Source organism: Actinoplanes sp. SE50/110, from assembly GCF_900119315.1.
GTDB lineage: Bacteria > Actinomycetota > Actinomycetes > Mycobacteriales > Micromonosporaceae > Actinoplanes.
In genome coordinates this window covers 7,840,372-7,853,946 of sequence record NZ_LT827010.1, presented here as the reverse complement: position 1 = coordinate 7,853,946, position 13,575 = coordinate 7,840,372, and the positions used below count along the sequence as shown (strand labels likewise).

Below are 13,575 nucleotides of genomic sequence, written 5' to 3'. Positions count from 1 at the left end.
ACCGGGCACAGTACCGGTGACGACGACGGGAAGGACGACGATGGATGCCACCGGCGACGACGAGGAGCTGGGCCGCACCGTTGCGGCCCTGACCGCCGACGACCTGGAGTCGTCCGGCCGTCGGCGCCTGCTCGGCCGGCTGGTGGGTGACGTGCGCCGTCGTGGCGTGGGCCGGTTGTTCAAACCCCGGGCCGCGCTGCGCTGGATGGCCGAGGTGGTCACCGACGTGGCGCCGCACATCCCGGTCCGTGACCGGGAGACGCTGCGCCGGCATTTCCCCGGCCTGGACGACGACGACCTGGCGGATCGGCTGATCCGCAACGCCGCCCGGGCCACGGCCGGCGTGGGCGCGGCCGGTGGCGGGGTGGCCGCCGTCGAGTGGGTCGCCGCGCCGGTGCTGCTGTCCGCGCCGGTGCTGCTGTCCGCCGAGACGATCGCCGTGGTCGCGATCGAGATGAAACTGATCGGCGAGCTGCACGAGCTGTACCGGGAGCCGATCCCCGGCAACGGGACCGAGCGTGCCCTCGCCCTGATCCAGTCCTGGGCCGGCCAGCGCGGGGTCAACCCGCTGGTGCCCGGGACCGGGGTGGCCAGCGTGCTGGGCACCGCCGCCCGCGGCGAGCTGCAGAAGACCCTGCTCCGCCGGTTCGGCCGCAACCTGACCTCGATGGGCCCGATGCTGACCGGCGCCGCGGTCGCCAGTTACCTCAACCGGCGGGCCACCCGCTCGATCGGCGACAAGGTGCGCGACGACCTCAGGAAGCGGGCTCTGACGAGGCCTGACCGGCCCGCGCTGGACGACTGACCGCGAGCAGCGCGGTGGCCAGCTCGACCGGCCGCCGGGTGCTGACCACCCAGTACGGCGTGGGGTCGGCCGGGTCGTCGAGCAGCACCTGCACCGCGCCGCCGATCCACGGGCGCTGCACCACGAAGGCCAGCGGGTGCGCGCCGACGCCCAGCGCCTCCCGCTTGCCCGCCGCGTCCAGGGCCACCACGTCGGCGATCACCGCGACCGGCAGTCGCGCGTCGTCGACCAGGAACTCGCCCTCGCGCACGGCCACCCGCAGCCGGCCCAGCGGGAGCGGGAGCAGGACCGCGAGCGGGACGAGCACCGCGTACGGCAGCCAGCCGGGCAGCCCGGGCAGAGCCAGCGCCACCTCGGTGCCCAGGATCGCGCCGATCAGCAGGCCCGCCGGCCACACCCACCAGGGCAGACCGAGGCGTTCCTGATAGGCCGGGGTGCTGCGGGCCGGGGACTCGGGTGTCACCCTCGAAGGGTACGGCGCGCCTCCGTACCCGGGCACGGCAGGATGGCAGGGTAGGCACCGCCCCGGAGCGTCATCGAAGTGAAGGATTCCCGCGTGAGCGACGTCGTCATCCCGGTCCGGCTGATCGACCCGGATCTGCCGCTGCCGGCCTACGCACACCCCGGTGACGCCGGCGCCGACCTGGTCGCGGCGCAGGACGTGGAGATCGCGCCGGGGGAGTGGGCCAAGATCGGCACCGGCATCGCGGTGGCCATCCCGGAGGGTTTCGTCGGGCTGGTGCACCCCCGTTCCGGTCTGGCCGCCCGCCTCGGGGTGACGGTGCTCAACGCGCCCGGTACGGTCGACGCCGGTTACCGTGGCGAAATCCTCGTCAACCTGATCAATCACGACCGGGCGCGGGCGGTGAAGATCTCCCGCGGCGACCGGATCGCCCAACTCGTGGTGCAGCGGGTGGAGCGGGCGGCGTTCCACGTGGTGGACTCGCTCGACGACACCGCCCGGGGCACGGGCGGGCACGGCTCGACCGGTGGATTCAGCGAAGGAAAGGCTGGCAGTGATGTTCTCCCGTAAGCGCGAGGGCGCCAAGCACGTACGCGCGGCCGACGCGCCGCCCTCCAAGGCGCTCGCCCAGAGCCTGGCGGCCGATGGGGAGGCCCCGGCGCCCGAGTTCGGGCCCTGGGACGTCAAGCACGCTCCGGGCGACGTGCAGCGGCTCGACCTGGGCAGCCTGCAGATCCCGGCGATCGAGGGCGTCGAGGTGCGGGTGCAGGCCAACCCGGAGGGCGGGGTCGAGCAGATCGTCCTGGTCGACGGCGAGAGCGCCCTGCAGCTCGGGGTGTTCGCGGCGCCGCGGACCGAGGGGATCTGGGACGAGGTCCGCGAGGAGATCGCCGGCGCGATGACCGCCGACGGCGTGGCGGCCCGCGAGGTGACCGGGCGGTACGGCACCGAGCTGCTGGCCCGGGTCAACACCCCGGAGGGCCCGGCCGACGTGCGGTTCGTCGGGGTGGACGGCCCGCGCTGGATGGTCCGGGCGCTGTTCCAGGGTGCGGCGGCGGCCGACCCGGGCCGCGAGGGTGTGCTGGGCGTGGCGCTGGAGGGCCTGGTCGTGGTCCGCGACGACGAGCCGCGCCCGGTCCGCGAGCCGCTGCCCCTACGGCTGCCCCGGGAGATGGCCGAACAGAACCCCGCACAGCAGGTTTGACCCTCGATCGGGTTACCGTGAACACATGACCACCGAGCAGCGCACCGGCCTGCGCCGGTTCCTGGACAGGTTGACCGCGACCGACTCCGAGCTCGATGCCGAGGAGTTGCAGCGGGATGCGGTGAAGTGTGGCGCCATGCCGGCCGGGCAGTGCCGGCGTGGCCAGGTCGTTTCGGTGTCCGGCCGGTTGCGCACCGTGGCGTACACTCCACGGACCAACCTGCCCACCCTGGAGGCCGACCTCTGGGACGGCAGTGACGTGGTCACGCTGGTCTTCCTGGGCCGCCGGTCGATCGCCGGCATCGAGCCCGGGCGCCAGCTCACCGCGCGCGGCCGGATCGCGATCCGGGACGACCGCAAGGTCATCTACAACCCGTACTACGAGCTGGAGGCGCCGCGGTGACACCCGGCAACGAGCCGCGCCACGTGGCGCACGAAACCGTCGAGGAGCGGCTCGCCGAGGACATCGTCGAGGAGCTCGACCTGCACCCGGCCCCCGCTCCGGACGAGGAGGAGGCGCTCCCGCCGCTCAGCGAGCAGATCGCCGACCAACTGGGCGGGGTGCGCGGGCTGATCGAGTCCAGCATCCCGGTGCTGGCCTTCGTGCTGTTCAACGTGCTGCTCGGCGAATCGGTCGCCGGCCTGGACAAGCAGACCGCGCTGACCTGGGCGATCGTCGGCTCGGTCGGCTCGGCGGTGGCGATCGGCGGGGTCCGGCTGGCGCGCCGGCAGCCGGTCCGGCACGCGGTCAACGGGTTGTTCGGCATCGCTCTGGGTGCCTACTTCGCATGGAAGAGCGGCGACGCCAAGAACTTCTACCTGCCCGGCATCCTGCTCACCTTCGGGCAGGCGGCAGCGCTGCTGGTGTCGGTGGCCTTCCGTAAACCGCTGATCGGTTACGCCTGGGGCATCATGGCCAACAAGGGCCGGCAGGACTGGTTCGGCAACGCCCGGCTGTTCCGCACCTTCCAGTGGCTCACCCTGGTCTGGGTGGCGTCCCTGGCGCTGCGCGCCGGCATCCAGTTCTACCTGTGGAAGCTCGGCGAGGCGAACGCCCTGGGCATCGTCCGGATCCTGATCAGCTGGCCGATCTACGCCGCGACGTTCGCCTTCACCGCCTGGGCCATCCACCGGGTCACCTCGGCCCAGAAGAGCTCCTAGCCGGCGGCGCCCAGCACCACGGCGCGGATCTGGTCCTCGACCTCCGAGGTGCAGACGAAGATCAGCTCGTCGCCGGCCTCCAGCGGGTCGTCCGGCGTCGGCACCACCACGCGCTTGCCGCGCAGGATGGCCACCAGCGCGGCATCCCGCGGCATCGGCACCGAACGCAACGGCTTGCCCTCGTACGGCGCGTTGCGCGGCAGCGTGATCTCCACCAGGTTGGCCTCACCCTGCCGGAAGGTCATCAGCCGGACCAGGTCGCCGACCGTGACCGCCTCCTCGACCAGCGCGGCCATCAGGCGCGGCTTGCTGACCGCCACATCGACGCCCCACTGCTCGGTGAACAGCCACTCGTTCTCCGCCCGGTTCACCCGGGCCACCACCCGGCCGACCGCGAACTCGGTCTTGGCCAGCAGCGACACCACCAGGTTGGCCTTGTCGTCGCCGGTGGCCGCGACCACCACGTCGCAGGACGCCACGTCGGCCTCCTCCAGGCTGCTGACCTCGCAGGCGTCGGCCAGCACCCACTGGGCCTGGGGCACCCGCTCCGGGCAGAGCTGGCGCGGCTGCCGCTCGATCAGCATCACCTCGTGACCGTTGCCGATCAGCTCCTGGGCGATCGAGCGGCCCACGTTGCCGGCTCCCGCGATGGCGATCCGCATGTCAGTGCCCCTCGTTTCCGGCGCGCCCGGCGATGTCCAGGACTTTGTTCACGGTGTCGTCGGTGACCAGCGCGAAGACCTGGTCGCCGTCCTGCAGCACGGTGGACGGCTGGGCGAGCGCGGCCATCCCGAAACGCATCAGATAGGCCACCCGGGCGCCGGTGCCGTCCTCCAGCGCCTTCACCGTCCGCCCCACCCAGTCGCTGTGGATCGGCACCTCGATGATGCTGACCACGCTGGTCGGGTCGCGGAAGACCTCGTTGTGGGCCTCGGGCACCAGGTAGCGGAACATCCGGTCGGCGGCCCAGCGGATCGTCGCCACCGTCGGGATGCCGAGCCGCTCGTACACCTGGGCCCGCTTGGCGTCGTAGATCCGGGCGACCACCCGGTGCACGCCGAACGTCTCGCGGGCCAGCCGGGCCGAGATGATGTTCGAGTTGTCCCCGCTGGAGACCGCGGCGAAGGCGTCCGCCCGCTCGATCCCGGCGGCCCTCAGCACGTCCCGGTCGAAACCGATCCCGTTGACCGTGATGCCGCCGAACTCCGAGCCCAGGCGCCGGAACGCGTCGGCGTTCTGATCGATCACGGCGACTTGATGGCCCCGCGTGTCGAGGCTGTGCGCGAGCGTGGAGCCGAGCCGGCCACACCCCATGATCACCACGTGCACGGTTGGTGCCCTCCCGAATCGCCTACGGTCCCTGTTGAGCGTGCCATGCCCTTCTGCGGCGCGGTGTCCGGGGCGGGCTACGCGAAATGACGCCCGGCCGTACCCTTGGCACTCGTGGCAAGTACCACCTCCCTAGCCAAGCGGCTGCTTCTGGGCCGGCCGTTCCGTTCGGACAAGCTGCAACACACGCTGCTGCCGAAGCGGATCGCGCTGCCCGTGTTCGCCAGCGACGCCCTCTCCAGCGTGGCGTACGCACCCGACGAGATCCTGCTGACCCTCTCGATCGCCGGGGCAGGCGCCTTCGCGATCTCTCCCTGGGTGACGCTCGCGGTCGCGGTGGTGATGGTGACCGTGGTCGCCAGCTACCGGCAGAACGTGCACGCCTACCCCTCCGGCGGCGGCGACTACGAGGTGGCCACGGTCAACCTCGGGCCGCGCGCCGGGCTGGGGGTGGCCAGCGCGCTGCTGGTCGACTACATCCTCACCGTGGCGGTCTCGGTGTCGTCCGGGGTGAAGAACCTCGCCTCGGTGCTGCCCTGGGACTGGGTGGGCAACGACCGGGTCGAGATCGCGGTCGGCGCGGTGCTGCTGCTGACCGCGCTCAACCTGCGCGGCCTGCGCGAGGCCGGTCTGGCGTTCGCCATCCCGACGTACCTGTTCATCCTGGTCACCGTCGGGATGATCCTGACCGGGCTGTTCCGCGTCTACATCCTCGGCGACGACCTGCGGGCGCCCAGCGCCGGCCTGCAGATCACCGCCGAGTCCAGCCACCTCACCAGCTTCGCCTTCGTCTTCCTGTTGTTGCGGACGTTCTCGTCCGGCTGCGCGGCGCTGACCGGTGTCGAGGCGATCTCCAACGGGGTGCCCGCGTTCAAGCCGCCGAAGAGCAGGAACGCCGCGACCACGCTGATGCTGCTCGGCGGCATCGCGATCGTGATGCTGTTCGGGATCATCGCGCTGGCCCGGATGACCCACCTGCAGTACGTCGAGGACCAGACCACCCAGATCATCTCCGGGCCGGCCAACTACGAGCAGAAGACGGTCACCGCCCAGCTCGCCGAGGCCGTCTTCGGGCACGGCTCGGGCCTGGTCGTGCTGGTCGGCGCGGTCACCGCGCTGATCCTGTTCCTGGCCGCGAACACCGCCTTCAACGGCTTCCCGGTGCTCGGCTCGATCCTCGCCCAGGACCGGTACCTGCCGCGGCAGTTCCACACCCGGGGCGACCGGCTGGCGTTCAGCAACGGCATCCTGTTCCTGGCCGGCGTCGCGATCGTGCTGATCGTCGCGTTCCAGGCGGAGCCGACCCGGCTGATCCAGCTCTACATCGTCGGCGTCTTCGTGTCGTTCACCCTGTCGCAGGGTGGCATGATCCGGCACTGGAACCGGCTGCTCAAGATTCAGCGCGATCCGGAGCGCCGCCGCCAGATGATCCGCTCCCGGGCGATCAACGCGTTCGGCATGGGCCTGACCGCCGCCGTGCTGATCGTGGTGCTGATCACCAAGTTCCTGCTCGGGGCGTGGATCGCGATCGTCGCGATGATCGTGTTCTACGCCCTGATGCTGGCCATCCACCGGCACTACACCCGGGTCTCCGAGGAGCTGCAGCCGACCGAGGAACGACCGACGCTGCCCTCCCGCAACCACGCGGTGGTGCTGGTCAGCAAGGTGCACCTGCCGACGCTGCGGGCGGTCGCCTACGCCCAGGCGACCCGGCCGGACACGATCACCGCGGTCACCGTCAACGTCGACGACAAGGACACCCGGGCCATCCAGGCCGAATGGGAGCGCCGCGAGCTGCCGGTCCAGCTGACCGTCATCGACTCGCCGTACCGGGAGATCAGCAAACCGATCATCGACTACGTCAAAGGCGTGCGGCGCGCGTCACCGCGCGACGTGGTCACGGTCTTCGTTCCCGAGTACGTGGTGGGCCGCTGGTGGGAGAATCTGCTGCACAACCAGAGCGCGCTGCGGATCAAGGGCCGGTTGCTGTTCGAGCCGGGGGTGATGGTCACCAGCGTGCCGTGGCAGCTGCGGTCCAGCCAGGACCGGGACCTCGACCGCCTGGACCGTGGCCTGAGCCGGGCGCCGGCGCGGGGGCCGCGGTTCCACCCCGAGGCGACGGCCGTTCCCGATCAGCCGGCCGAGGAGAAATCGTGACGTCGCCCGTCGTCTCACCCGCTGATGATCTTGTCGAGGGCGACCGGATCGAGCTGACCGTGGGGGCGCCGGCGCACGGCGGGCACTGCGTGGCCCGTTTCGGCGGCCCGCACGGCCGGGTGGTGTTCGTCCGGCACGCGCTGCCCGGCGAACGGGTCACCGCGGAGATCACCGAACGGCACCGCGGATACCTGCGCGCCGACGCCGTCGAGATCCACGAGGCGTCGCCGGACCGGGTCACCCCGCCGTGCCCGTACGCCCACCCCGGCGGCTGCGGCGGATGTGATCTGCAGCACGTCTCCGGCGACGCCCAGCTGCGTTGGAAGACGCAGATCGTCCGCGAACAGCTGGCCCGGATGGCGAACCTGCACACCGACGACGATTTCGTCCGCGTGGAACCCCTCCCCGGCGGCCTCCTCCACTGGCGCAGCCGAGTGCGGTACGCGGTCGACGCCGCCGGCCGACCCGGGCTGCTCCAGCACCGGTCACACCAGGTAGTGCCGATCGACCGGTGCCTGATCGCCCACCCGGCCATCCAGGAACTCGACCTGCTCGCCCACCCGTGGCCGGACGCGGCCGCGCTGCAGGCGGTCGCCACCACCGGCGGCGACGTCGTCACCCAGCAACGCCCGGCCGCGACCTCCGGCGACCCGACCGCCTTCGGCGACCCCACCGAGGCTGCCGGCGGCGCCGGACTGGTCCGTCTCACCGGGCCGGAACGGGTCACCGAGGTGGCCGGCGGCCGCCGCTGGGACCTGGCGCCCGACTCGTTCTGGCAGGTCCACCCGGAAGCAGCGGCCACCCTTACCACGGCGGTGCTGGACATGCTCCGGCCGGCTCCGGGCGAGACCGCCTGGGACCTGTACGGCGGGGCGGGCCTGTTCGCGGCCGCCGTGGCCGCCCGGACCGGCGCCCGCACCACCATCGTCGAGTCGTCCGCGCTCGGCGTCGAGGCGGCCCGCCGCGCCCTGGCCGACCTGCCGTCCGTCGAGGTGGTCCAGGCCACCGTCGAGACCGCGCTGACCCGCCGCCGGATCACCGGGCCTGTCGACCTGGTGATCCTGGACCCACCGCGGTCCGGCGCCGGCGCCAAGGTCGTCCACGGCCTGGCCGCCGCCTCCCCCCGGGCGATCGCCTACGTCGCCTGCGACCCGGCGGCGCTGGCCCGGGACGTGAAGACGTTCCGCTCGCTGGGCTGGGAGCTGGCCGAGCTGCGCGCCTTCGACTGCTTCCCGATGACCCAGCATGTCGAGTGCGTCGCCCTGCTCCTGCCCGCCTGACCGCCCGGCCGGCTCGTCCCGCTCGCCGTCCCCGACCCTCCCGGCGCGCCGTCACTCGTGCTGCCGGGTCGGACTGCCCGGCCCCTCGCCGGCACCGCCGGACCGCCTGGTTCCCGGCGGCCGGCGGGACCGCCCTTTGCCGCGCCGCCGGATGGCCTGGTTCCCGGCGGCCGGCAGGGCCGCCCTTTGCCGGCGCCGCCGGATGGCCTGGTTCCCGGCGGGCGGCGGGACCGCCCTTTGCCGGCGCCGTCGCACGGCCTGGTTCCCGGCGGCCGGCCGGTTCCCCTTCGCCGGCCGGCTCCCGGTGTCGCCTCGGGGCGTGGTGACGACCGGAGGCCGGCGGAGGAACCGGGGCCGGCGGCGTGGTCCCGCGTGAGCCGCCGCTCCGGCGCGGACCGGCGCTCACGGTCGTCTCCGGGCGCGGTGCCGACCGCGTGGGCCGGCCGTGACCGGGGTCAGGGGTTGGCGCGCTCGGCCGCGGCGACAGCGTTGCGGAACAGCATGGCCACCGTGGTGGGGCCGACGCCGCCGACCCGGGGGGTGATCGCGCCGGCGACCTCGGCGCAGGACTCGTCGACGTCCGGGAGCAGGCGGCGGCCCTCGTAGCGGACGCCCGCGCCGATCACCGTGGCGCCCGGCTTCACGTGCTCCGGCTGGATGATGTGCGGGACGCCGACCGCGGCGATCAGGATCTCGGCGCGCCTGGTGTAGCGCGGCCAGTCCTTCACACCGGTGTGCACGACGGTGACGGCGGCGTTCGCGGTGGGCCGCTTCTGCGCCAGCAGCATGGCGAGCGGGCGGCCCAGGGTGGCGCCGCGGCCCAGGATGACCACCTCACGGCCGGCGACCTCGACGCCGTGGTGGGCGAGCAGCGCCTCGATCCCGGCCGGGGTGCAGGGGAGCGGGCCGGGCAGGCCGACCGCGAGACGGCCCATGTTGAGCGGGTGCATCCCGTCGACGTCCTTGTCCGGGTCGAGGGTCTGCAGGGCGGCGTCGTAGTCGAGGTGGGCCGGGATCGGATACTGGATCAGGACGCCGTGCACGCTCTTGTCGTCGTTGAACTCGGCGATGACCTGGAGCAGGTCGGCCTGGGTGACGTCGCCGGAAAGATGCCGGTGCGGGGACTCGAAGCCCAGCTCGGCGGCCTGCTTCTGCTTGATCCGGATGTATCCGGCGCTGGCGTCGTCGTCGCCGACCAGGATGGTGGCCAGGCTGGGCTGGATGCCGCGCTCCTTGAGCTTGGCGACCCGGTCGCGGACGTCGGCCAGGACGGCCTCGGCGACGGGCGCGCCGGGCAGGAGGCGGGCGCCGGTTGTCTCGGTGGTCATGTTCCTCATGCTCCTCGGCCGGGGAGCCCAGGCGGTCGACTCCCGTGACGAGCTCCCCGATGGTTCGGACCATCCTCGTGCCGCCAGTCGCTGCTTGCCTCCAGGATGCCGGATCCGCGGTCCCGGTGAAGCGGCGGGGTCATTCGACAGCCGGTGCGAACGCGCGGCGGTGGATCGCGCGCGGCGGTGGATCGCGCGCGGCGGTGGGACGTGCGCGGTGGTGGGCCGCGCACGGCGGTGGTGGGACGCGCGGCGGTGGTGGGACGCGCGGCGGTGGTGGGGGCGCGACGGTGCCCGGCCCGGCGGCTGTGGGCCGTGCGAGGCGGCCGTCGTCGGCGGTCACAGGGCGGTCGGAGGGCCGGCGAGCGGCGAAGGCGGAGCGGAAGCGGAAGCGGGGGAGGCGGCGTCGACGGCGGGTGGTGGGGTGCCGCCGGCGTGCGGGTCGTCGTCGAAGGTGGATTCGTCGAACGGCGCTTCGCCGGACAGCACCCGGGCCGCCTGGTCGCGGTCGATCTCGTGGGTCCAGGTGCCGATGAGGATGGTGGCCACCGCGTTGCCGGCGAAGTTGGTGAGGGCCCTCGCCTCGGACATCAGGCGGTCGATGCCGACGATCAGGCCGACGCCGGGAACCAGGTCGGGCCGGTGGCTCTGCAGGCCGCCGGCCAGCGTGGCGAGGCCGGCGCCGGTGACGCCGGCGGCGCCCTTGGACGCGACGATCATGAAAAGCAGCAGGCCGATCTGCTGGCCGATGGAGAGCGGCCGGTCGAGGGCGTCGGCGATGAACAGGGACGCCATGGTCAGGTAGATCGCGGTGCCGTCCAGGTTGAACGAGTATCCGGTGGGCACCACGATGCCGACCACCGGGCGGCTCACCCCGAGGTGCCCCATTTTGGCGATCAGCCGGGGCAGCGCCGATTCGGACGACGAGGTGGACAGGATGAGCAGGAATTCGCGGGCCAGGTAGCGCAGCAGCCGCCCGATCGACACTCCGGCGACCAGCCGCAGCAGCAGCCCGAGCACCAGGAAGACGAAGATCGCGCAGGTCACGTAGAAGCCGACCATGATCGCGGCGAGGCTCTTGAGCGCGGCGAAGCCGGTGGCGCCGACCAGGGCGGCCATCGCCCCGAACGCGCCGATCGGGGCCAGCCACATGATCATCGCGAGGATCCTGAAGACGACCCGCTGGGCCAGCGCCACCGCGGCGATCACCGGTTCGCCGCGGGCGCCCAGCGACTGCACGGCGAATCCGACGAGCAGCGCCACCAGCAGGGTCTGCAGCACCTGGGTGCTGGTCAGCGCGGAGATCAGGGTGTCCGGGATGATCCCGAGGACGAAGTCGACGCCGCCCTCGGCCGTTCTGCTCACCTGGGCGGTGCCGGTCTTGGCGAGTTCCTGGCTCAGGTGCAGGCCGGCGCCGGGGTGCAGGATGTTGCCGACGATCAGGCCGATCGTCAGCGCGACGGTGGACATGATCAGGAAGTAGCCGAGGGCCAGCCCGCCGACCCGGCCCACCTGGGCGGCGCGCCGGATCGAGCCGACGCCGAGCACCAGCGTGCAGAAGATCACCGGGGCGATCATCATCCGGATCAGGCCGACGAATCCGGTGCCGAGCGGCTTCAGCTTGACCGCGAAGTCGGGGAAGGCGAAGCCCACCGCGATGCCCAGGGCCATCGCGAGGAGCACGCAGAGATAGAGGAGGTGGCTGCGGTCCCGGCGCCGCGGAGCGGGGGCATCGACGGACATGCATTGATCTTACCCCTGTCTGTGAACTGAATCACAGCTCAGTGCCGGACCTCCAGCCGAACGGGGAATGTGCAGGTGCTGTGGAGGAATCGGGGCTGACCGTTCGCTCCAGGTCGCGCGCAGGCGCCACCCCGATAGACTCCTCCCTCATGAGCGACTCCCCTTCGACCCCGGCCGGCCTGCTGGCGAGCGTCACCGGTCCCGGTGCTCTCAAGCGACTGTCCGCGGAGCAGCTGACCCTGCTCGCGGCCGAGATCCGTGACTTCCTCGTGGCCAAGGTGTCGAAGACCGGGGGGCACCTCGGACCGAACCTGGGCGTGGTCGAGATGACCCTCGCCATGCACCGGGTCTTCGACTCGCCGCGCGACAAGATCCTCTTCGACACCGGCCACCAGGCGTACGTGCACAAGATCGTCACCGGCCGGCAGGACGGTTTCGACCTGCTCCGCCAGCGGGGTGGCCTGACCGGCTACCCGAGCCAGGCGGAGAGCGAGCACGACCTCATCGAGAACTCGCACGCCTCCACCGCGTTGTCCTACGCCGACGGCCTGGCCAAGGCGTTCGCGCTGCGCGGCGAGGACCGGCACGTGGTGGCCGTGGTCGGCGACGGCGCGCTCACCGGCGGCATGTGCTGGGAGGCGCTCAACAACATCGCCGCCACGAAGAACAGGCTGGTCATCGTCGTCAACGACAACGGTCGGTCGTACGCGCCGACGATCGGCGGCCTGGCCGACCACCTCTCCACGCTGCGGCTCAACCCCGGCTACGAGAAGGTGCTCGACCTGGTCAAGGACGCGCTCGGCTCGACCCCGCTGGTCGGAAAGCCGGTCTTCGAGGTGCTGCACGCGGTCAAGCGCGGGATCAAGGACGCGGTCAGCCCGCAGCCGATGTTCGAGGACCTCGGCCTGAAGTACATCGGGCCGGTCGACGGTCACGACCAGCAGGCGATGGAGTCCGCGCTGCGCCGGGCCAAGGGGTTCAACGCGCCGGTGATCGTGCACGCGGTGACCCGCAAGGGCTACGGCTACCGTCCCGCCGAGCAGGACGAGGCGGACTGCCTGCACGGCCCGGGCGCCTTCGACCCGCAGACCGGCGCGCTCACCGCCAAGCCGTCGCTCAAGTGGACCAAGGTCTTCGCCGAGGAGCTGGTGAAGATCGCCGACGAACGCCCCGACGTGGTGGGCATCACGGCCGCCATGGCCGAGCCGACCGGCATCGCCGCTCTCGCCAAGAAGTACCCCGACCGGGCGTACGACGTGGGCATCGCCGAGCAGCACGCCGCGACCAGCGCCGCGGGCCTGGCGATGGGCGGCCTGCACCCGGTGGTGGCGGTCTACGCCACCTTCCTGAACCGCGCTTTCGACCAGGTGCTGCTGGACGTCGCGATGCATCGGCTGCCGGTGACCTTCGTGCTGGACCGGGCCGGCATCACCGGGCCGGACGGCCCCAGCCACTACGGCATCTGGGACATGAGTGTCTTCGGCGCCGTCCCCGGCCTGCGCATCGCCGCCCCGCGGGACGCCGCCACCCTGCGCGAGGAACTGCGCGAGGCGGTCGCGGTCGACGACGGCCCGACCATCGTGCGGTTCCCGACCGGTGCGGTCGCCGCGGACACCCCGGCGGTGCGCCGGGTCGGTCAGGTCGACGTGCTGCGCGAGGCGGAGAAGAAGGACATCCTGCTGGTCGCGGTCGGCTCGTTCGTCGGCCTCGGGCTGGACGCCGCCGAGCGGCTCGCCGAGCAGGGGTACGGCGTGACCGTGGTCGACCCGCGCTGGGTGCGCCCGGTGCCGATCGAGCTGACCGGCCTGGCCGCCCAGCACCGCCTGGTGGTGACCCTGGAGGACGGGATCCGCGCCGGTGGTGTCGGTGACGCGGTGGCCGCCGCGCTGCGCGACGCCGGGGTGCACGTGCCGCTGCGCGATTTCGGCGTGCCGGCCGGTTTCCACCCGCACGGCACCCGGGCCGAGATCCTCGCCTCGCTGGGTCTGACCGCGCAGGACGTCGCGCGGGACGTGACCGGCTGGGTGTCCGGCCTGGACGCCGGCACGTCGGTGGCGGCCCCGGCGATCTGACCGACGCGGTGGCGAGCGTCTCCGTTATTCAAC

The 13,575-nt window shown here is 72.4% G+C and carries 13 protein-coding genes; 8 read left to right on the top strand and 5 right to left on the bottom strand.

The window, feature by feature from the left end; all coding sequences use genetic code 11:
* Nucleotides 1-40: 40 nt before the first annotated feature.
* Nucleotides 41-805, top strand: coding sequence for a hypothetical protein (locus ACSP50_RS35000; protein WP_014694054.1), 765 nt, complete (start codon nucleotides 41-43; stop codon nucleotides 803-805).
* Here the strand turns inward: ACSP50_RS35000 and ACSP50_RS34995 are convergent.
* Nucleotides 756-1,268 carry a DUF3093 domain-containing protein gene (locus tag ACSP50_RS34995; protein WP_014694053.1) on the bottom strand — a complete coding sequence of 171 codons (513 nt, stop codon included), beginning with the start codon at nucleotides 1,266-1,268 and terminating at the stop codon, nucleotides 756-758. The two genes, ACSP50_RS35000 and ACSP50_RS34995, sit on opposite strands and share 50 nt — an antisense overlap.
* Nucleotides 1,269-1,361: 93 nt before the next feature.
* On the opposite strand from ACSP50_RS34995, the gene dut reads away from it, so the two are divergent.
* The 4 genes from dut to ACSP50_RS34975 are packed head-to-tail and all read left to right on the top strand — an operon-like array spanning nucleotide 1,362 to nucleotide 3,633.
* A complete protein-coding gene (gene dut, locus ACSP50_RS34990; protein WP_014694052.1) occupies nucleotides 1,362-1,838 on the top strand; it encodes a dUTP diphosphatase in 477 nt (158 codons plus the stop codon).
* Entirely contained in the window at nucleotides 1,825-2,472 is a 648-nt protein-coding gene (locus ACSP50_RS34985; protein WP_014694051.1) for a DUF3710 domain-containing protein, read from the top strand. The genes dut and ACSP50_RS34985 overlap by 14 nt, the downstream gene beginning before the upstream one ends.
* A gap of 25 nt (nucleotides 2,473-2,497) precedes the next feature.
* On the top strand, nucleotides 2,498-2,875 hold the full coding sequence (locus ACSP50_RS34980) for an OB-fold nucleic acid binding domain-containing protein (RefSeq protein ID WP_014694050.1): 378 nt from the start codon (nucleotides 2,498-2,500) through the stop codon (nucleotides 2,873-2,875).
* Complete coding sequence (locus tag ACSP50_RS34975) at nucleotides 2,872-3,633, top strand: DUF3159 domain-containing protein (RefSeq protein ID WP_014694049.1); 762 nt, start codon at nucleotides 2,872-2,874, stop codon at nucleotides 3,631-3,633. Before ACSP50_RS34980 ends, ACSP50_RS34975 begins: the two co-directional genes overlap by 4 nt.
* Here ACSP50_RS34975 and ACSP50_RS34970 read toward each other — a convergent pair.
* On the bottom strand, nucleotides 3,630-4,295 hold the full coding sequence (locus ACSP50_RS34970) for a TrkA family potassium uptake protein (RefSeq protein WP_014694048.1): 666 nt from the start codon (nucleotides 4,293-4,295) through the stop codon (nucleotides 3,630-3,632). The genes ACSP50_RS34975 and ACSP50_RS34970 overlap by 4 nt on opposite strands.
* A gap of 1 nt (nucleotide 4,296) precedes the next feature.
* On the bottom strand, nucleotides 4,297-4,962 hold the full coding sequence (locus ACSP50_RS34965; RefSeq protein WP_014694047.1) for a TrkA family potassium uptake protein: 666 nt from the start codon (nucleotides 4,960-4,962) through the stop codon (nucleotides 4,297-4,299).
* A gap of 114 nt (nucleotides 4,963-5,076) precedes the next feature.
* Here ACSP50_RS34965 and ACSP50_RS34960 point away from each other — a divergent pair, with 114 nt between their 5' ends.
* Both ACSP50_RS34960 and ACSP50_RS34955 read left to right on the top strand, forming a co-directional pair.
* Nucleotides 5,077-7,119: an APC family permease gene (locus tag ACSP50_RS34960; protein ID WP_014694046.1), complete on the top strand. Its 2,043-nt coding sequence runs from the start codon at nucleotides 5,077-5,079 to the stop codon at nucleotides 7,117-7,119.
* Nucleotides 7,116-8,399, top strand: coding sequence for a class I SAM-dependent RNA methyltransferase (locus ACSP50_RS34955; RefSeq protein ID WP_014694045.1), 1,284 nt, complete (start codon nucleotides 7,116-7,118; stop codon nucleotides 8,397-8,399). The genes ACSP50_RS34960 and ACSP50_RS34955 overlap by 4 nt, the downstream gene beginning before the upstream one ends.
* A 455-nt stretch (nucleotides 8,400-8,854) precedes the next feature.
* Here the strand turns inward: ACSP50_RS34955 and ACSP50_RS34950 are convergent, their stop codons facing one another.
* A complete protein-coding gene (locus ACSP50_RS34950; protein WP_014694044.1) occupies nucleotides 8,855-9,727 on the bottom strand; it encodes a bifunctional 5,10-methylene-tetrahydrofolate dehydrogenase/5,10-methylene-tetrahydrofolate cyclohydrolase in 873 nt (290 codons plus the stop codon).
* Nucleotides 9,728-10,066: 339 nt separating this feature from the next.
* Nucleotides 10,067-11,470 carry a C4-dicarboxylate transporter DctA gene (locus tag ACSP50_RS34945; RefSeq protein ID WP_014694043.1) on the bottom strand — a complete coding sequence of 468 codons (1,404 nt, stop codon included), beginning with the start codon at nucleotides 11,468-11,470 and terminating at the stop codon, nucleotides 10,067-10,069.
* A gap of 149 nt (nucleotides 11,471-11,619) precedes the next feature.
* Between ACSP50_RS34945 and dxs the strand changes: the two genes are divergently transcribed.
* Nucleotides 11,620-13,542, top strand: a complete 1,923-nt coding sequence (gene dxs / locus ACSP50_RS34940) for a 1-deoxy-D-xylulose-5-phosphate synthase (RefSeq protein ID WP_014694042.1) — start codon at nucleotides 11,620-11,622, stop codon at nucleotides 13,540-13,542.
* The last annotated feature ends 33 nt before the right edge of the window (nucleotides 13,543-13,575 follow it).